Below are 18,834 nucleotides of genomic sequence, written 5' to 3'. Positions count from 1 at the left end.
ACCATGTCATCAACCGACCCGAACCTTGGACTCAACTACGGCTGGACGCTCGGCGAGAGCGGCTGGGACACCGGCATGGACGCCAACCTCAAGCGCCTCGGCGCTGTGGTCGGCCTGTCCGTGAAAGACCGCGACCTGACCACGCCACCTGCCAGCCCCGCCAACGGCGACCGCTACCTCATTCCTGCCGCTGCCACGGGTGTGTGGGCGGGAAAAACCAACCAGATCGCGGTGCGCATTGCCGATGCCTGGGAGTACCACTCGCCCAAGATCGGCTGGCTTTGCTACATTGAGGACGAGGCCAAGCTCTCGGCCTACAAGTCCACCGGCTGGAGCGCAGGCATCGCCATCTGATTTCCCATCTTCGTACCCACCAGAAACCCGCCCAGGTGTTCACGCACTGGGCGGGTTTCGCATTTCTGGAGACTGCAATGACCCAACCCGAACAACAACAGCCTGCGCTCGTCGAGAACATGCTCCTTTTGCGCCGCGAGGACTTCGACGAACTGCTGGATCGGGCCGCTGAACGCGGAGCCGAGCGTGTCCTGACCCACCTTGGCCTGGAAAACGGCCACGCAGCACGCGACATCCGCGAACTACGCGACCTGTTGGAAGCCTGGCGAGATGCCCGGCGTACCGCGTGGCAGACCACCGTCAAGGTCATCACCACCGGCATTCTGGCCGCACTGCTGGTTGGTGCTGCCATCAAGTTGAAACTGATGGGAGGCCCACAATGATCGAGACACTGCTCGGTGGTCTCCTCGGAGGGGCCTTCCGTCTCGCACCTGAAATCCTCAAATGGCTCGACCGCAAGGGTGAGCGTGGCCACGAACTGGCAATGCAGGACAAGGCGCTGGAGTTCGAGAAGATTCGTGGCGCGCAGCGAATGTCGGAAATCGGCGCGGGTGCCGACGCGGCATGGAACGTCGGTGCCATCGAAACCTTGCGGGAAGCAGTTCGGACTCAGGGCGAGAAAACCGGGGTTCGCTGGGCCGATGCCTTGTCGATCAGCGTGCGCCCCGTCATCACCTACTGGTTCATGGCCCTGTACTGCGCCGCCAAGACAGCCGCTTTCGCGGCGGCAGTGACTGCAGGTGCTGGCTGGGGTGTTGCCATCCTGCACGCATGGACGGAGGCCGATCAGGCGCTGTGGGCCGGGGTGCTGAACTTCTGGTTCCTCGGGCGCGTGTTTGACCGGGTACGGCCATGATCGAAATGCCTCAAGCGGCCATTGATCTGGCCAAGCGCTTCGAGGGATTCGAGCGCAAGGTGAAACGCGGAATCGAGATCACTGCTGTTCCCTATATCTGCCCCGCAGGTTTCTGGACAATTGGGTACGGCCACCTTTGCGATCCCAAGCACCCGCCGATCACGGAGGCAGAAGCCGAGGTCTATTTGGTGCGCGATCTGCAAACAGCGCTCGCCGCAACGCTACGTTACTGCCCAGTGCTGGCCACTGAACCCGAGAGCAGGCTCGCGGCAATCGTGGATTTCACGTTTAACCTTGGCCCGGGGCGGTTGCAGACCTCGACGTTGCGGCGGCGAGTCAATCAGCGGGACTGGGCAAGTGTGGCGACGGAGCTAAGGCGCTGGGTCTATGGTGGTGGGAAAGTACTACCGGGCCTTTTCGCGCGACGAGAGGCTGAGATTTCCTTACTGCTCACCAAAGAGTAGGGCATCGAGTTTCTGGGGCACGAATTCTTCTACATCCCATCGTTATTCCTTGCCAATGACCAGATGCCGAATGGCAACGTCTTTTCCGGCGCTGGGCATGTCGACTCCAACCCTGGGCGAAAACCTGCGTTTCCCATCCACATTCGGCAACTCGCCGAGTATTCCCAACTCCAGATCAGACGCCTGGCTGCAACTCCACGCGCACTTGGCGCGATTTGCCAGCCCGTTCTACCGACAACACCACGACATCACCAACCTTCCTTTCGTCGAGCCGTGCCAGCAACTTGGCAACGTCAGCTACAGCAACGCCGTCAATGCTGGAAATTCGGTCTCCCGGCAAGATGCCTTGGGCAGTGACCTCAACACCGCTAAGACCGGCTTTCTGCGCTGCAGAACCAGGGGTGACGCGCAAAACGAACACACCTTGGAGGCCAGTCAGCGCTTGCAGGCGAGCATTGAGCTGTTCATCCACCTCGATGCCAAGTGCCGGGCGGATGTACTTGCCGGTCTTGATGAGCTGTGGCACCACGCGCATCACGGTGTCCACAGGTACTGCAAAACCGATCCCGGCCGATGCGCCGGAAGGGCTGTAAATCGCGGTATTGATACCGATCAAGCGGCCTGCCGAATCAAGCAACGGCCCCCCCGAATTACCGGGGTTGATGGCGGCATCAGTCTGAATCAGATGTTCGATGGCTGCTCTGCCCGTTTCCCCTGGCAGTGAGCGATCGAGCGCAGACACGATCCCGGTGGTGAGTGTCCAGTCCAAGCCGAAGGGGTTGCCGATGGCGAACACCTTTTGTCCGACCTTGAGGTCGGCACTCATGCCGATCGGCACGGCCGGCGGGCGCTTGAAGCCGACGCCGATCTTGAGCACGGCGATGTCATGGTCAGGGCTCGCTCCGACCAGCGCGGCTTGGTAGTCGCGACCGTCGGCCAGCTTCACCGTGGCCTCCGAAGCCCCCTGGATGACATGGAAATTGGTAACGACGTGACCACTATCATCCCAGATGAAACCCGAGCCCGTGCCGCGCGGAACAGAAAAGACATCGCGGGTCCAGACATCGCGCACCAACTGCGCCGTGGTGATGAAGACCACCGAGGCCCGCGATCTCTCGAACAGTTCGATGGTGCTCTTTTCGTCGGCGGCTAGATCACCTCGCGGCGTGATGGTGCGCTCGGCGGCTTCGTGCGGACTGAGCCAAGCTTCGATTGCGGGCAGGAACTGCCACAACAGCATGAGGGCGGCAACACACGCGGTCATGATGAGCCAGCGCCGAACGAATTGATTCGGCACGCTGCGCTGATGAGGGTCTGGGTAAGGCATGATGAGTCTCCTGTCGGGTAGGTCAGCGCCAAAGGCCGCCCGGCCGCCAACGTGGCGGGCGCATTGGGGCGAGGGGCTTCGGAGCGAATGGATCTGCGGGGAACAGTGGCGCCAACGAAGGCTGTGGCGCGAACGCCAGCAGGCGCGCGACGCGCTCCGCCGTTGGCGGATGCGTGCGCAACCATGAAGGTTCGGGGTTGCCCCATCCGGGCAACAGCCAAGCACGCCACGAACGGCTCACCCGCTCGATCTTCGCCAGCGCCGAAGCGAGTCCCTGCGGATCGCCTGTCAACTCCGCGGCCATTCGGTCGGCGTCAAACTCGCGTACGCGCGACAAGCCGAGCTGTGCGAGCAATGCGAGTTGGGGTGAGGCTGCCAGCAACAGCAACCCCAGCCAATTGACCTCTACCGCGCCGATCATCAGCGCCGGTAAGCTGAACAGGATCGATATCTGCCCCAGTAGCGCCAGAAGATTCGTGAGCCGGCTGATGGAATCGGCCAGCCCCATGACACGAAGATCTTCCTGAGCGATGTGCGCGATCTCATGCGCGAGCACACCTCGCAGCTCGCGCTCGCTCAAGCTGTGCAACAAGCCATCTGTGAGAGCGATGGCGGCATGGCGCTTCGAACCGATAGCGAAGGCATTGACGACGGCGGTGGGCACATAGTGAGGTGTTGGCGTGGCTGACAAACCGGCGCGAGTGGATAGATCTCGCAGCATCGACCAGATCGCAGGAGCCTCGTGCGGATGAAGCACGTGCGCGCCATACAATCGCAAGGTCAGCGTCGTGGTGGCTAACGGCTCGATCAAAAAGGTCAATGCGCATACTGTCAGTGCCAGCCAGAATCCGTTCTCGCCGAACAGCAGGCTGCCGGCAGCGGCGGCGATCCCTAACAAGGTCAAACCCAGCAGCCCCGTTTGCAAGCGATTTAGCCAACGGTGCCGTGAAAAGGCATCGCATGGATTGTCGGGGTCACGATGGGTCATGCGCGGCTTTCTCGGTCATCTGATCGTCACGCTCCCGCAGCAACCAATAGGTAATGCCCAAGGCCAGCGTAGCGCCTGCAAGCGCTGCAACCTTGCCCGGGCTGGCTTCGGGATCGAGGACCACGAACTTGCGCGCCAACGCGATCAGTCCAATCAGAATCACGGTCTTCACTTGGATGATGGTGTCACGGCGTAGCGCCACGCGCACAATGGAATGCTTGAACTCCATGGCGATCAGCAGCGTCATGATCATCCCGAAAACAGTCTGGAACACCTTGTGATCCAAGGGATTGAACGCATCCAGAACCAGCAGGGTGAATACGATTGAGACAAGCTGGAGTAACGAAACCACGATGATTACGGCGATCACTGCCGACAAGACGAGCGCAACGACCTGTTCGAAACGTTCATAGAAGGTCATCAAACGCCACTGATCGCGCATGTCGTCGAGCATTGTTCGGTTAGGATCTTTCTGCATGGGCACTCTTCTCTTTCTTCAGGATTGAATGGTTCTCCAAAAATGAGCATCAGTTCCGGGCTCATCGTGACAATTGGGATGTCACCCAGCGCATAATGTCCTGCGCGCCCGTGGCGCCGCCGATGGGTGGATCAGCCTCTTGCACGTCAACCATTCGTCCCATGCATGGCATCAATCCGGCTTCTGGTCCGGCGGCAGCAATCCCAGCAGATCCGCCTGCAAATGTTGCAACTTGTCGATGCCAGCCCTCAATGCCTCGTCACGGCCGGCTTTTTTCATTTCACTCAGGGCGTGAGCCATCTGCTGAATGCTCTGATGCAGGACATCGACCGGATCATCAGGATCCTTGCCGAAGAACGTAGGGCGACCACTTTGATCCCGCCAGTATTGGAGTGTTTCGGATTGAGGGGGCACTTGGGTCTTGCCTGACAGATAGTCGATCATCTGGGAAATCCAGACCCGGTGGTCGGCGTATGTGAACGGCACGGGCAGCGCGGAGCGACTGTCAGGTTTGAATCCCTTCCAGGATAAGGGTACCTGCCAGGTGTGTAGCCATTGCTCGAATTCATGCGCCGGCATCGGTTGCCCGATGGCATAACCCTGGCCCCACTCGCATCCCAGACGCAGCAGCATTTCACCATGCTGAATGGATTCGACTCCCTCCGCGATGCAGTTCCTGCCAAACGACCTTGCCAGTGCCAGTAGCGCATCCAGGATGGCGATATCGTCCGGATCCTCGAGCATGTCGCGTATAAAACCTTGGTCGATCTTGAGCAGGTGCGCGGGCAGGCGCTTCAGATAGGTCAGCGATGAATAGCCGCTGCCGAAATCGTCGAGGGCAAAACGCAATCCCATCCTCTCGCACAGCGCCATCAACTGAGACACTTGAACGAAGTCCTCCACGGCGCTGGTTTCGAGGATTTCCAGTTCAAGGTCTTGCGGCTGGGCGCCGGGATGTCGTGACAACATACCCCGCAGATGCATGATGAAGTCCGGTTGCAGCAAGTGCCGCGCACCGATATTTACGCTGATCGGGACATGAAGGCCGGCCTTGCGCCAAACTTCGATCTGGGTCAGCGCAGCCTCGATGGTCCATTTCCCCACGTCAATCCCGAGCGGATGGTTCTCAATGATGGGTATGAAGGAGGCAGGAGATAACAAGCCACGCGCCGGATGTTGCCAGCGGATCAAGGCTTCGGCGCCCAGCACCTCACCGGTGCGCATGTTGACCTTGGGTTGGAAGTAAAGCAGAAACTGCCCATTGGCAAGGGCATTCGCTATGCTGTCCAACCCTTCATAACGGTTGCGCAGCTGATGATCCGTCTCCGAATCGAAAACGTGATATCGATTCTTGCCGGCTTGCTTGGCGCGATACATAGCCTGATCTGCCTGCCGCAGCAGTTGGTCGGCGTCGATATCTTCGCCTTGCGGGTAGTAGCTCACACCGATACTCGCGCTCACCTCGCACAGTGCGTCACCAATCGGTACGGGCTGTGCCGCTACCTCGATCAGGCGATCAAGAATTGGTAGGCTGAAGGAGTTTTCCGGCAGGTCGACCAGAACGGCGACAAACTCATCGCCACCAAGACGGGCCAAGGTATCCTCTTCGCGCAACACCTGCGTCATACGCCTGGACAGGACGGACAGCAATTTGTCGCCGACTGCGTGGCCGTGCTGGTCGTTGACCTCCTTGAATCCATCCAGATCGATGAAGACAACCGCCAGGTGCATGCCACGCCGACGTGTCTGACGAATGGCCTGCTTAAGGCGGTCTCCCAGCAATAGTCGATTGGGCAAGCCGGTGAGCAGGTCGTAATGAGCAACGCGTTCAAGCTGTTGCTGGTTCTCCTTCAGCGCCGTGATGTCGGAGAACATGGCTGCGTAATGCTCGATATGGCCCTGCATATCCGGGACTGCACTGATCGTCAGCAGCGCGGCAAACTGGCTGCCGTTCTTGCGTCGGCACCAGAGCTCTCCGTGCCAGTAGTCGTGCTCAAGCAGAGCCTGCCAAACGGTCTGATAAAACTCATCGTCATAGCGATCGGACTCGAGCAGACGGGGTGTCTGGCCCAATACTTCCTCCCGCGCATAACCAGTGATCACGGAAAACGCCCGATTGACGTTGACAATGTGGGCCTGAGCGTCGGTAACGAGGATGCCCTCTCCTGTGTGCGCAAAAACTTTAGCCGCAAGGCGAAGCTCTTCCGCAGATCTTCTGCGTGAGGTGACATCATGGATATAGCCGTGCCAGAGGATGCTCCCATCAGGCATGGCTTCAGGCGACGCCTCGCCTTCGACCCAGATCACCCGACCGTCTGGAAACTGCACTCGGTACTCGTCATGCCAAAGCGCGAGTGACTGCCCCGACGCCTGTATGGTTTCATGCACACGGTCGCGGTCTTCAGGATGGAGCGCAGCGAACGCAGGAGTGGCATCTTCAACAACATCCTCCGGTGCAACCCCGTATATTTCCTGTATCCTCGCGCTGGCATAAGGGAAGTGCGAGCTGCCGTCCGGACGAAGACGGTATTGGTAAAGCATACCGGGAACGTGGCTGGCCAACTCTTCTCGCTGTAGGCGCATGGAGTTCAGCGCCTGCTCGACCCTCTTGAGATCGGTGATGTCCTCTACCGTCCCGTCTGCCGCTCTGGGCCGACCAGAGGCGTCGCCCTTGAATGTTGCCCGCAGGTGTATCCAGCGAACCTGCCCTCCGCTGACGATGCGATACCGCAGATCAAGGGACTTTCCGCACATGGCAGCATCCCATGCCCTATCGAAGAGGGGGCGGTCTTCAGGGTGAATGCACTGCAGGAATCGCTCGAAGGCTATTGGCGCACCAACATCCAGGCCGAGCACGCGGCAGGCTTCATCGGAGCAAGTGAGGAGTTGCGAGCCAAGATCGAGATGCCAACTGCCAAAATGGGCATTCTGGTTAATCTGGCCACAGTGTCGGGCTGAGATTTGAGGAGTCTCGTTCAAAGGTGACGCTCCTTATGGGTGAAACAGAGGTTCCAGAGTTTCTGCAACTGGGAACGCATTTCGTCAAAGATTGTGTGGTTGGGTCGCTATGCATCGCGGCTACGCACTTTCTTCAAGGATCGAACAACTGATAAGCAGGGTGGTTCGCGCCGGGTCATTGCGGCAAGCGGGATGTCACCCAGCGCATAATGTCCTGCGCGCCCATGGCGCCCGCCTGACGTGCAACCTCATGTCCCCCTCGGAACAAAATCAGGGTTGGAATGCTGCGGATGCCGAACTGCGCGGCCAGGTGGGGTTCTGCCTCGGTATTGACCTTGGCCAGCCTGACCCTGGGTTCGAGCTGGCGCGCCGCTTGCTGGAACTGCGGGGCCATCATCTTGCACGGCCCGCACCAAGGTGCCCAGAAATCGACCAACAGTGGCAGGTCGCTGCGCTCCACGTGGCGCGAGAACGTCGCCGTGGTCAACTCGATGGGTTCGCCCGTGAACAAGGGCTGCTGGCAGCGGCCGCAGTTGGGATGTTCCGATAGCTTCGCAGTCGGTACGCGGTTGATGGACTGGCAATGCGGACAGACGAGGTGAAGATCATTCTTCATGGTTCGCCTCCTTGGACCACAGTGAGGCTGCCGCGCTTCGGGTCACAGACAATGCCGACCAATCAACGCCTTGGAGCCAATCGTTCCCGTCTTTGCTTACTCCGGCCTCTTCCAAATGAGCAGCGATGAACGCTTCGGCCTGCATGAGCCACCTTTGGACAGTATCTTCCTTACTAGGAATCAGCAGGATTTCAGAGACGCTGCTGGCATCCAGCCCGTCCACACGGATAAGCAGAAAAATGCGCCGCCACAAACGCGGCATGTCCTTCAGCAGGTCGAATGCAAAAGCGAACTCGCTCGACCGATCAACTAGCTCCTGCTGTTCCGCGATCGTTGCGGCATCGGGATGCTGACTGTCAGCGATGATATCGGCCAGCCTGAGTGTGTCATCGGGCTGATAAAATTCGAAGACTTCCTCTTCCACCATGGCCTCGGCGACGTCCTGGGCATCCGCTTCGACCGGCGCGTCCAGAGAAACGAATTCGCCAAATTGCCGGCTGTTTGCCACTTCGTGATCCAGGACGGCGAACAGATGCTTCAGAAGACCGAAGTAAGCCGCTTTTTCTTCCGGCACGGATTGCCATTCCACCTCAGCTTGGACAATCGCTTCATCCACCACGTCGCGCAGCGTCGGATAATCGCGCGGTAAATCGCCGACGGCACGCAGATAAGCCAGCTCACGCCTTGCGACAGCCTCAAGTTTCGACAGTAGAGGCATTCGGTTCACTTTGGCCTCATGGGCGGCTGACGCGGGTTTTGCGGCAATTCGCACCTTGAGCTCGCGCAAGCGCTCGCGTCGTGCTTTGCGCTTGATTTGGTCCTGAGCATGCAGCCGGTCAAAATGCTTCTTGGCCTGACGGAACAACGACTGTGCGAGCATCTGCGCGAGGGGCGTCAGCTCGTCATGTGATGCAGTAACGCTGACAATCTTTTTGCCGGGCAGGTGCATATAGCCACTGGCCAGAAATTGCCGCTTGGTCTTGTCGCGATCAAGGACGATTTGAAGTCGCACTGAATCTTTAGTGTGTTTGTCGAGCAATGGCTTGAGGGCGTGCTCGATCACATTTCCCAAAGCTCTCTGCCATGGTTCATGAAACTCTTTGTCGATAGCTCGATAGCTATATTGCATCTGCATGTATGACTCCTTTAATGTCATTTCTATGGAGGCACGAACCGAAAATGCTCATATCCATAGAATTTAGTTTGACCCGCTCTTATCCCTGGCGCGTTTTGCGAAGACGCCAACTCAAGAACAAAAGCGTGACACCATAGACTGCCGCATAGAAGCCCAACAGCCAGCCTGCGGCCAGGAATGACTCGACCGGACGGGAAAAAAATATCCACAAGACGATAGCGCCAAGGACAATCGAGAGCAGTCCACTGAAGGCAAGCCAGATTTCACCCTTGATTTCTTGACGCAGCCGAACGGCGGCGGATATCTCCAGCACACCGGTGAAAATCGCCCAGAACCCCACGCTAGCCCATAAAAAAGAAGCCATGACCATCGTGGCGACCCAAGGAGCAACCAGGACGACGACGCCGGTAAGTATGCCGACAATGCCGCTGAACAGCAGCCAGCCCCAGCGCTCTTTTTTCTGGATATGGCGCACCGCTGCAACCAAGTTGAAAGCGCCATTGACCAAGGAAAATGCGCCGAACACTAAGGTCATGGCCAACAGAGCCGATTGTGGCATCCAGAACGCAAGGGCTGCGAAAATCAATGCCAAGACACCGCGCAACGCAAAAATCCACCAATTTTCGGTCAATGAACACAGTGTTTTGGTGGGCTCATCCGCACTGGAATCGGTGATGGTGTCTGTATTCATGCTATATCTCCTAAAGATCTAATGGGGTGAAAAAGCAAACACTCCTGAGCCAAGAGAGGGGCGCGACGCGCCCCTCTTACGCCCTATCCAGCGGTTTCAGAACAACTTGGACAGCTTTGCCTTGATTTCATCGAGCCAGCCTTTTCCGCCGCCTCCCCCAGCCGTCTTTTGCTTGACTTTCTTGAGTTCAGCATACAGGGGCTCAAAGTCCTTCTTCTTTCCATAGCCCAGCAGTTCTGCCATTTCCAACTGCTGCCGCGCTTCGTTCAATAATGTCTCCAGGCGCTTATCGGACGCTTCGCTCCGCTGACCATCTTCTACCAAGGTCTCGGCGCGCTTCAGGAGCAGCCTGGCGCGCAGGGCGGGCAGCGGATGCACGCTGCGCGTCTCGACCAGCGTGCTGAGCGCTGCCTGCAGCGCGGCTTTGGCTTCTTCAATCTTGCCCTGATCGATCAGCGGCACGACTGACTTCACGGCTGCGGGATAGGACGCCAGAGGGATGTTGGTGACCGCGATCACGATTTCACTTGCCAGCAAAGCCAGCACGTGACGTGCCTGTTGCACCTCGCCATGTTTGAGGGCATCCAGCGCCTCGTCGGTCATCGCCTCAATGGTTTCCGTGTTGGCGAACAAGTCGTGCACGATGGTGCGCACATCAACGGGGGCCAGGGCAAGCGTGGGTTCGCGCGCAACGATCAGCTCCAGCTTTCCCGTCACTTCGGCCAGCGTTGCCAATGCGCGTGCAGCGTCCTTGCCGTCAAGTGCGGCCAGCGCTGATTTGGTCAGCGCCAAGGCCGAGACGGCCTCATCGAGGACTTGTTTACGTTTGTCTGCAGCCTGCGAGTCCGTTTCCTTCTGAACCTCAGGCTGTACCTCCGTGACGACTTCAGGCTTGGCCTGTGGACTGACAGGAAGGCTGCTTACCGCGGCCTGTTCGTTTATTTCTTTGTTCGTCGCATTGGGATTCGATGTTTGCTCATTCATGATGATATGCCTCGTATGAGTTAGTGAAAATAGGCGAATCTATTGGGGCTGACTGCGAACATCGCGAGACTGACCGACCGAACAGTCGGCCCCTTCATCACCTCAAAACAGCTTTTGGAGGCGCGTCTTCAACTCGTCGAACCATCCCTTGCCGCTTTTGCCACCAGCCGACTTTTGCTCAATGGACTTCACCTGATCGAAGATGGGTTTGAAATCCGCCTTCTTGCCATAACCCAGGATCTGCGCCATTTCGATCTCCGTGCGCGCGGACGACAGCAAGGTGCTGAGCTCCTCGTTCTGCTTGGCATCGCGCTTGTCGGTCTCGGCCAGCTTTTCAGCTTTTGCCATCGCGGCTTCAGCCCGTAGCACGGGCAGAGGAAAGGCGACCGAGGTCACCACCAGCGTGTTCAGTGCTCGGGCGAGTTCCGCCTTGGCATCGTCGATCTTGCCGCTGTCGATGAGCCGTGCGGCCGACTTGATCGCTGCCGGGTACGTTGCCATCGGCAGGTTGTCGGTTTCGATCACGATTTCGCTGGCCAGATTGGCGACGATGGGCCGGGCCTTTTGCACCTCGCCATCACCCAACAACTCCCGAGACAACTTGACCGCTTTCTTCACCGTTTCCACGTTGGCGTGGATATCGCGGGTGATGACGCGTACATTGACCGGCGCCAAAGCAAGTTTGGCGTCGCGTGCCAATACCAGTTCCAGCTTTCCGCTGGCCAGTTCCAGCGCAGCGAGCGCCTCCTTGGTCTTCTTTGCATCAAGAAGTGTCAAAGCCTCCTGGGTCTTGGTGAGCGCCGTGATGGCGTCCTGAGTGAGCTCAGCACGCTTTTTTTCGGCTTCCCGGGCGGCCTTGTCATCTACCTGTGGCTGCGCCGCCTTGGATGCGGCAGAGGGTGCTGCAGCACCTGGGCTAGAACCTGCCGCCGATTGGGCCTGGGCCGGTCCGCTCAGTCCGACGACGACCGCCAGGGCAAGTGCGGAGAAGGTTGATTGGGGCTGTTTGATATTCATGATCTTGGGCTCCTAATTAAAGTTAGTTGACTGAGATTTCAATCTGTTTCGGTTTGGCTTGCTCGGCCTTGACAAGCCGCACTTCCAGCGCGCCGTCTTTCATCGAAGCCGTCACCTTGGTCGGATCAACGTTGTCAGGCAAGACAAAGCTGCGCACAAAGCGGCCATACGCACGTTCGATGCGGTGGAACTTCTTGCCCTGCTCCTCTTTTTCCAGTTTGCGCTCGCCGCTGATGGTGAGCACGCCGTTTTCCGCGCTGACGCGCACGGCATCCTTGGGGACCTCCGGCAGATCCAGCTTGAGGAGGAATGCGTTCTCATCCTCGCTGATGTCCACCATTGGTGCCCAGTCCGCCGTGGTCATGGCTTCGTTGCCGGTACGGGCACCCTGTCGCTGGGGTGTCCGTCCCAACATCGTCGCCAGGCGGTTTTGCAATTCATCCAGTTCCCGGAAGGGGTCCCACGGAGTCAATGCAGACATATCGGTTCTCCTTGAACAATGCCGGCGAATTGGATGACGCACCGAACAGAGCCGCCGGCTCACTCTGAATAGCGCCTACTACTTTTCGTTTCCATCAAGAACAAGTCCTTGGGTCAATTGAAGGATGTCGTTCTCGTCGAGCGTTTCCCGCGCCAGCAGTTCGCGCGCACAACGCTCCAGCACCGCGCGGTTGGTGTCGAGGATCCGGTAGGCGCGCTCGAACACGCCCATCACGATGTCGCGGATGGCCTGATCGATGCGCGCCTGGGTCGATTCGGCCACACGGCAGCCGCCGTGGGCCAGCTCGGGGACGTCGAGAAAACGCGGCCGCTGCGCCTCAAACGCGATGTAGCCGAGCCCCTCGTCCATGCCAAAGCGGGTGATCATGTCGCGCGCGATGTCGGTGGCTCGCGCCAGATCGTCTGCGGCACCGGTCGACAGTTCGCCAAACACCAACTTCTCTGCGGCGCGCCCGCCCAACAGTACGGCGATCTTGTGCTCCAGATCGGCGCGCGTCATCAGGAACCGGTCCTCGGTGGGGCGTTGCAGCGTGTAGCCCAGTGCGCCGATGCCGCGCGGAATGATCGATATCTTGTGTACCGGGTCTGTGCCTGGTAGCGCCAGCGCCACCAAGGCATGGCCCATCTCGTGATAGGCCACCGTCTCGCGCTCCTTCGGGTTGAGGACACGGTTGCGCTTCTCCAAGCCGGCGACGATGCGCTCGATCGCTGCAGTGAAGTCCTGCAGCTTGACCGCACGGGCTTTGCGCCGGGTGGCAGCCAGCGCCGCTTCGTTAACAAGGTTGGCTAGGTCGGCACCAGAAAAGCCGGTCGTCAACGCCGCGACTTGTTCGAGATCAACATCACTGGCCAGGGTAACCTTCTTGACGTGCACCTTCAGGATGTCCAGCCGTCCCTTCTTGTCGGGCCGGTCCACCAGCACCTGACGGTCGAAGCGACCGGCGCGCAGCAGCGCCTGGTCGAGGATTTCGGGGCGGTTGGTGGCGGCGAGGATGATCAGCCCGACCGAGCTGTCGAAGCCGTCCATCTCCGTGAGCAGCTGGTTGAGGGTCTGCTCGCGCTCGTCGTGGCCGCCGATGGGGCCGCCGACGCCGCGCGCGCGGCCCAGCGCATCGAGCTCATCGATGAAGATGATGGCCGGCGCCTGCCCGCGGGCCTGCTCGAACAGGTCGCGCACGCGCGCTGCACCCACGCCGACGAACATCTCGACGAACTCTGATCCGGAGATGGAGAAGAAGGGCACCGCCGCCTCGCCGGCAACAGCCTTGGCCAGCAATGTCTTGCCGGTGCCGGGCGGGCCCACCAGCAACACGCCCTTGGGAATGCGCGCCCCAAGCCGTCCATACTCCTGCGGATTCTTGAGGAAATCGACGATCTCGACCAGCTCGGCCTTGGCTTCATCCACACCCGCGACATCGGCAAAGGTCACGCCGGTGTTCTTCTCCATGAATACCTTGGCGCGGCTCTTGCCGATGCTCAGAAAGCCGCCCATGCCCTGCTTCTCGGCGAAGCGGCGGAACAGGAAGAACCAGACGCCGAAGAAGGCCACCGCCGGCAGAATCCAGGAGAGCACATCACGCAGCCAGGTATTTTCCACCGCCCGCGCATAGGGCACGTCGTACTTGGACAGCCGCTCGGCCAGGTCGGGTTCGACACGGGTGGCCACGATGGTGGTCTTGCCCCGGCTGTCCGGCGATTTCAGGCGCCCGGTCACCGTGCGGTCCGCCACCACCACATCGGCGACGCGCCCCTCGGCCAGCGCTTTCTCGAACTCGCTGTACGGCACGGGCTCGACCGTCTTCGCCGCCTGCCAATAGTTCTGAAACATCAGCAGCAAGAGGATCGCGACGATCCAGTAACCGATATTCCATTGATCTTTCTTCTCCATAATCGGTATCCCTCGAGAATCGAGTCGCTAAGGATTGGGTGTGAACAGACGAGCCAATCCGTTGCCCAACCGGATCGTAAGCGGGCGTACGCAGCGCTCCCAGGCGCTCGCATAGGCTGACTCCATGCGCAAGCACCCGCCAGTAAGGAGCCGCACCACCCACTGCACGAGGGTGCAATGTCCCGTCGCCTTGGTGACAGTGGCCGCGAGTGATGAAAGGGAGACAACCCGTACCAGCCCTGCGCTAGAGTTGGCCACGAGGGCCTCCCGATGCATCATATTTGCCCGCTCGACGGTTTCTTCTTGCGCGCCGTCTTGCCCGTATCGCTCTGCGGCTCCTCGGCGGTCTTGGCTTCGTCGGGTTTCTCCGTCCCGACCTGGGCCTCCGGCGGCTCCTTGCGCTCGAAGCTCACGCGCTCAGCTTTCTCGTCCCAGCGTGCATTGGCGTGATCGTCCTTGCCGATGCCGCCACCGAGCATTTCCCTCGCCAGCGCGGTTTCCAACTCGCTGCGAATCAATCGCTTGAGCTCACGTGCCCCAAACTCGGGCTTGTATCCTTCTTGGGCAAAGTGGTCGATCAGCGTCTGGTCGTAAGTCAGCGTTACCCCTTGGCTGGCCGCGTTGCGCGCCACACGGTCAAGTTGCAGGCCGACGATATGGCGAATCTCCTCCTTGCCCAGGGCGTGGAATACGATGATCTCGTCGATGCGGTTGAGAAACTCCGGACGGAAGTGTCCGCGCAACACGTCCATCACTTCGGCCTTGGTTTTTTCGTACTCCTCGCCTGCAGCACCGCGTGCCTTCAAGCGACGCTGGATGATGTCCGAGCCGAGATTGGATGTTGCGATGATGATGGTGTTGGTGAAGTCCACCACCCGACCTTTGCCATCGGTGAGGCGTCCATCGTCGAAGACCTGCAGCAGAATGTTGTAGACGTCGGGGTGTGCCTTTTCGATCTCGTCAAGCAGCAAAACGCTGTAGGGTTTACGCCGCACCTTCTCGGTCAGCTGCCCACCCTCGTCGTAACCAACGTAGCCCGGAGGTGCGCCGACCAGACGTGCCACGGTATGGCGCTCGCCGTACTCAGACATATCGATGCGCAAGAGCGCACCCTCATCGCCGTAGATGGCTTCAGCCAGAGCCTTGGCGAGTTCGGTCTTGCCAACCCCTGTCGGCCCCAGGAACAGGAAGGTCGCCACCGGCTTGCTGCCTTCGCGCAGGCCCGCCCGCGACAGGCGTACCGCGTCGGCCACAGCCCGCACGGCCTCGTCCTGGCTTACCAGGCGCTCGTGCAGCCGTTGCTCCAGGTGCAGCAGCTTCTCGCGCTCCTCCACGGTCAGCTCGTTGACCGGAATGCCGGTGAGCCGCGACACGATCTGCGCTACGTGCTGGGCCTTGACCTCGGCGCTTCCCGAAGCACGCTCACGCTCCCAGTCTTCGATGAGTTTCTTGAGTTCGGCTTCCTTGGCCTCGATGCGCTTGCCAAGTTCAGCAGCCTTGTCGTACTGCTTGCGCGACGCCACATAGTCTTGCTCGCGGCGCAATTGGTGCAGTTCGGATTCAAGCTCCTGCACGGCCACCGGGCGCGCCGTGGCCGACAGCTTCACTCGCGCGGCGGCCTGATCCAACAAGTCGATGGCCTTGTCGGGGAGAAAGCGTGCCGTGATATACCGGTCAGAGAGCTCAGCGGCCGCAATGATCGCGTCCTCCGTAATACTGACCTTGTGGTGCGCTTCGAAGGTGTCGCGCAGGCCGCGAAGGATCATCATGGTCTGTGCTACCGTCGGCTCGGGCACCATCACCGGCTGGAAGCGGCGCTCCAGCGCGGCATCCTTTTCAATGTACTTCTGGTACTCGTTGAGCGTGGTGGCACCGATCAAGTTGAGTTCGCCGCGCGCCATCATCGGCTTGAAGACATTGGCCACGTCGAGCCCGCCTTCGCCGCCACCCTGGCCGGCGCCAACGATTGTGTGCACCTCGTCGATAAACAAGATGAGTTCGCCCTGGTGCTCGGTCACTTCCTTGAGCACCTTCTGCACACGCTCCTCGAATTCACCCCGGTACTTGGCCCCCGCGACCATGGCGTTGATGTTCAATTCCACCAAGCGCTTGTCGCGTAATGTCTCAGGCACTTCGCCGGCTACCATGCGCTGCGCCAGCCCCTCGACGATGGCCGTCTTGCCCACCCCCGGCTCGCCGATTAGTACCGGATTGTTCTTCTTGCGCCGGGCCAGCACCTCGATGGTGGTCTCAATCTCCTGTGCGCGGCCGATGACCGGATCGAGCTTGCCGTCACGCGCCATTTTGGTGAGATCACGCGAGTACTTGTCGAGTTCGGGTGTGTTGGTCGGCGTCTCAGCGCGCCCGTCCTCGGCCCCCTTGCCGACCACCTTGCTCACCTGTTGACGCAGCGCCTGCGGCGTGAGGCCGTATCGGCGCAGCAGGTTGGCGGCCAATCCTTCGCCTTCCTCTGCCAAGCCGATCAGGAAGTGCTCCGGGCCGACATACGAGTGACCCAGTTCGTTGGACGCCACGAAAGCACGACTCAGTGCATCCTTGACGCGCGGCGACACGCCAATCTCGCCCTCGAACGGCTTATCACCGCGTTTGGCTTCGGATTCGATCTGTCGCTTGAGGTCATCAACCTTGATCTTGAATTGACCCAGGATGGTTTTGACCACATCGCTGTCGGTCAGCGCCAGCAGCAGGTGTTCGGTATCGACCTCCGGACGACCAAACTCGGCGGCATGCTTGGCGGCTTCCTGTAGCAACGCCTCTGACTGCTCGCTGATACGGCTAGCCAGTCCGCCGCCGCCTCGACGGCGCGGTGCGCCTGCCCCCGCCGAAGCCGGTTCGCCAAATGAGGCATCGACCACATCATCTGCATCGGCCGCAACCGTCGCCGACTCGTCACCAATACGGAAAAAGTCGCTGCCCAGAAAGTCCTCAAACAGACCGCTGCGCGCGCCAAACAAGGCTTCCAGCGGAGAAACGGTGCGCTTCTGCTGGCGCACGAGGTGGCGGTAATGATCGTCACAGAGCAGCATGGTGCTGTGACGACCATTGAGATTGGCTTCCACCCGCACCGTGGCGGGCTGGCCGCAGACTTGGCATTGTTTTCTGGCCATGCTGACACTCCTTAACTTAGAGAGGCAGCGAGGCACCGTATGTCACGGTGCCGCGCCGATGGTTTAATCACTTTCGATATGAAAGAGTTGGTTGAGGACGTCAGCTATTGACCGGTATCGAACGCCCCCGTTTTGGTGCACTGACCTCTCGCTTGTCCATGGTGATCGTCAGCACTCCATTCTTGAAATTGGCTTTGATCGAATCCTGGTTGGCATCATCTGGCAGATTCAGGGCACGCTGGAAGCTGCCATAGGAGCGTTCGATGCGGTGAAAGCTACCCTCTTTCTTTTCCTGCTCCTGACGCTTCTCGCCGCGTACTACCAGCACGTCGCTGTCGAGGGTGATCTGGATATCCTTTTCCTCCACACCGGGAAGTTCCAAAGCGATCTTGTACTGTTTGTCGGCTTCCTGGATGTCCAGGGCCGGCATTAGCATGCCCGGCCAGTCGGCTGGCAAGCGCTGCACGGCCAGTGCAGGAAATCCGAACCCCCGAAATGCATCATCGAACAGACGATCAATCTCGCGATGCAACTGCAAAATCGGACTGACCGCACCAGCTGTCACCGGCACATCATTGCGCTGCACAGGCAGAGCGGAAGAGGCGGTTTGCTGCTCCTCCTGCTCCTTCTTGAACCAGTTCCAGGGTGCCAACTTCTTGAAGTCAATATCCATGTCACACCTCCAAATAGAGAAGATTCAGTTAACTCGTTCGCCTGTTGAGACGGACATTGCGCGGCCGCGACAAGTCCGGTTCGGCTGATCTCTGCTGTTAACGTTTGCGCATCACCTCCTTCTTCGTGCTGGCTTGCGTCTGATCGGCAATCCACTGATCAATCTCGCCTCTCCGAAATCGCCATACACCACCCACTTTGAAAGCGGGAATCTCCCCTTTCGCGGTGAGTCCATACAGTGTTCGCTTACCGATCTTCAAATAGGCGGCCAACTCATCAAGCGTAAGGATCAATAGATGGTCGGCTTTCATCGCATCTTCTCCACGCTCCTTCATCTGAGCGATGATTGCGGAAATCTTGCAAGTCTTTGCAAAGTTTGCTCCGGACAGCAAAAAAGTCAAGGGCACAAGGCATAGATGTTCTTCCCGTTCACACGGATACATGCCAGACGGCCGATCTGTGCCCTGACGGGTGTTGATATCGAAACGCACGAGGCTCGCGCGGGGTTCACAGAGCCGCCTAGCCTGCCCGGGCAGGTTGGGTGTTGACGGGAATCAGCGTCGATCTTGGAAGGCAAAGGCGCGGCTCTTAGACTTGCTGTGGCCTCAAGGGCGTACTGCCTGCGATGTTAAGGACGCGCCACACCGATGCGGTGCCAGGCTTTTGCTCGTCTCCGGAACGCCGCGGATATCGATCTCGTCGATACGCAGTGTGCCATTCGCGCGAAAGAGGACCGCCGACGGAGGTAAGGAAACAGGCCATAACCAAGTGGTACGA

At 59.5% G+C, this 18,834-nt stretch carries 17 protein-coding genes and 1 pseudogene; 4 read left to right on the top strand and 14 right to left on the bottom strand.

Annotation, left to right across the window (positions count from 1 at the left end):
* The first annotated feature begins 3 nt into the window (after nucleotides 1–3).
* The 4 genes from OEL49_RS12820 to OEL49_RS12805 all read left to right on the top strand — a co-directional run bounded on the left by OEL49_RS12820 (nucleotide 4) and on the right by OEL49_RS12805 (nucleotide 1,674).
* Nucleotides 4–354, top strand: coding sequence for a DUF2793 domain-containing protein (locus OEL49_RS12820; RefSeq protein WP_150981266.1), 351 nt, complete (start codon nucleotides 4–6; stop codon nucleotides 352–354).
* 77 nt (nucleotides 355–431) lie between these two features.
* Nucleotides 432–737 carry a DUF6127 family protein gene (locus OEL49_RS12815; RefSeq protein ID WP_150981265.1) on the top strand — a complete coding sequence of 102 codons (306 nt, stop codon included), beginning with the start codon at nucleotides 432–434 and terminating at the stop codon, nucleotides 735–737.
* On the top strand, nucleotides 734–1,210 hold the full coding sequence (locus OEL49_RS12810; RefSeq protein WP_150981264.1) for a hypothetical protein: 477 nt from the start codon (nucleotides 734–736) through the stop codon (nucleotides 1,208–1,210). Before OEL49_RS12815 ends, OEL49_RS12810 begins: the two co-directional genes overlap by 4 nt.
* Entirely contained in the window at nucleotides 1,207–1,674 is a 468-nt protein-coding gene (locus OEL49_RS12805; RefSeq protein ID WP_211922741.1) for a lysozyme, read from the top strand. Before OEL49_RS12810 ends, OEL49_RS12805 begins: the two co-directional genes overlap by 4 nt.
* A 175-nt stretch (nucleotides 1,675–1,849) precedes the next feature.
* On the opposite strand, the gene OEL49_RS12800 is transcribed toward OEL49_RS12805, so the two are convergent.
* The 14 genes and pseudogenes from OEL49_RS12800 to OEL49_RS17345 form a co-directional block, all read right to left on the bottom strand.
* Complete coding sequence (locus OEL49_RS12800) at nucleotides 1,850–3,001, bottom strand: S1C family serine protease (RefSeq protein ID WP_150981263.1); 1,152 nt, start codon at nucleotides 2,999–3,001, stop codon at nucleotides 1,850–1,852.
* A gap of 22 nt (nucleotides 3,002–3,023) precedes the next feature.
* A complete protein-coding gene (locus OEL49_RS12795; protein ID WP_150981262.1) occupies nucleotides 3,024–3,989 on the bottom strand; it encodes a zinc metalloprotease HtpX in 966 nt (321 codons plus the stop codon).
* On the bottom strand, nucleotides 3,976–4,467 hold the full coding sequence (locus tag OEL49_RS12790; RefSeq protein ID WP_150981261.1) for a phosphate-starvation-inducible PsiE family protein: 492 nt from the start codon (nucleotides 4,465–4,467) through the stop codon (nucleotides 3,976–3,978). Before OEL49_RS12790 ends, OEL49_RS12795 begins: the two co-directional genes overlap by 14 nt.
* A 171-nt stretch (nucleotides 4,468–4,638) precedes the next feature.
* Nucleotides 4,639–7,446 (bottom strand): sensor domain-containing protein, encoded by a 2,808-nt coding sequence (locus tag OEL49_RS12785; protein ID WP_287874999.1) that lies wholly within the window; start codon nucleotides 7,444–7,446, stop codon nucleotides 4,639–4,641.
* A gap of 154 nt (nucleotides 7,447–7,600) precedes the next feature.
* The gene (gene trx-GI / locus OEL49_RS12780) at nucleotides 7,601–8,041 is read right to left on the bottom strand and encodes a heat resistance system thioredoxin Trx-GI (RefSeq protein ID WP_014236590.1); all 441 of its coding nucleotides are present in this window, start codon (nucleotides 8,039–8,041) and stop codon (nucleotides 7,601–7,603) included.
* On the bottom strand, nucleotides 8,031–9,176 hold the full coding sequence (locus OEL49_RS12775) for a hypothetical protein (protein ID WP_014236589.1): 1,146 nt from the start codon (nucleotides 9,174–9,176) through the stop codon (nucleotides 8,031–8,033). The genes trx-GI and OEL49_RS12775 overlap by 11 nt, the downstream gene beginning before the upstream one ends.
* A 79-nt stretch (nucleotides 9,177–9,255) precedes the next feature.
* Nucleotides 9,256–9,867 carry a heat resistance membrane protein HdeD-GI gene (hdeD-GI, locus tag OEL49_RS12770; RefSeq protein ID WP_003285392.1) on the bottom strand — a complete coding sequence of 204 codons (612 nt, stop codon included), beginning with the start codon at nucleotides 9,865–9,867 and terminating at the stop codon, nucleotides 9,256–9,258.
* A 96-nt stretch (nucleotides 9,868–9,963) separates the two neighbouring features.
* The gene (gene yfdX2 / locus OEL49_RS12765) at nucleotides 9,964–10,851 is read right to left on the bottom strand and encodes a heat resistance protein YfdX2 (protein WP_014236588.1); all 888 of its coding nucleotides are present in this window, start codon (nucleotides 10,849–10,851) and stop codon (nucleotides 9,964–9,966) included.
* Nucleotides 10,852–10,953: 102 nt separating this feature from the next.
* Nucleotides 10,954–11,868 (bottom strand): heat resistance protein YfdX1, encoded by a 915-nt coding sequence (yfdX1, locus tag OEL49_RS12760; RefSeq protein WP_014236587.1) that lies wholly within the window; start codon nucleotides 11,866–11,868, stop codon nucleotides 10,954–10,956.
* Nucleotides 11,869–11,890: 22 nt separating this feature from the next.
* Nucleotides 11,891–12,349 carry a small heat shock protein sHSP20-GI gene (gene hsp20-GI, locus OEL49_RS12755; RefSeq protein WP_014236586.1) on the bottom strand — a complete coding sequence of 153 codons (459 nt, stop codon included), beginning with the start codon at nucleotides 12,347–12,349 and terminating at the stop codon, nucleotides 11,891–11,893.
* A 78-nt stretch (nucleotides 12,350–12,427) separates the two neighbouring features.
* Nucleotides 12,428–14,257 (bottom strand): ATP-dependent zinc metalloprotease FtsH, encoded by a 1,830-nt coding sequence (gene ftsH / locus OEL49_RS12750; protein WP_287874978.1) that lies wholly within the window; start codon nucleotides 14,255–14,257, stop codon nucleotides 12,428–12,430.
* A gap of 275 nt (nucleotides 14,258–14,532) precedes the next feature.
* The gene (gene clpK / locus OEL49_RS12745; protein WP_287874976.1) at nucleotides 14,533–17,385 is read right to left on the bottom strand and encodes a heat shock survival AAA family ATPase ClpK; all 2,853 of its coding nucleotides are present in this window, start codon (nucleotides 17,383–17,385) and stop codon (nucleotides 14,533–14,535) included.
* Nucleotides 17,386–17,485: 100 nt separating this feature from the next.
* The gene (locus OEL49_RS12740; RefSeq protein ID WP_150982221.1) at nucleotides 17,486–18,058 is read right to left on the bottom strand and encodes an Hsp20/alpha crystallin family protein; all 573 of its coding nucleotides are present in this window, start codon (nucleotides 18,056–18,058) and stop codon (nucleotides 17,486–17,488) included.
* A gap of 28 nt (nucleotides 18,059–18,086) precedes the next feature.
* A pseudogene (locus OEL49_RS17345) lies at nucleotides 18,087–18,368 on the bottom strand (helix-turn-helix domain-containing protein).
* Nucleotides 18,369–18,834: the final 466 nt, after the last annotated feature.

This window comes from Azospira sp., from assembly GCF_030247495.1.
GTDB classification, from domain to species: Bacteria; Pseudomonadota; Gammaproteobacteria; order Burkholderiales; family Rhodocyclaceae; genus Azospira; species Azospira oryzae.
The sequence above is the reverse complement of the archived record's forward strand: the minus strand, read 5'-3'. Positions and strand labels throughout refer to the sequence as shown.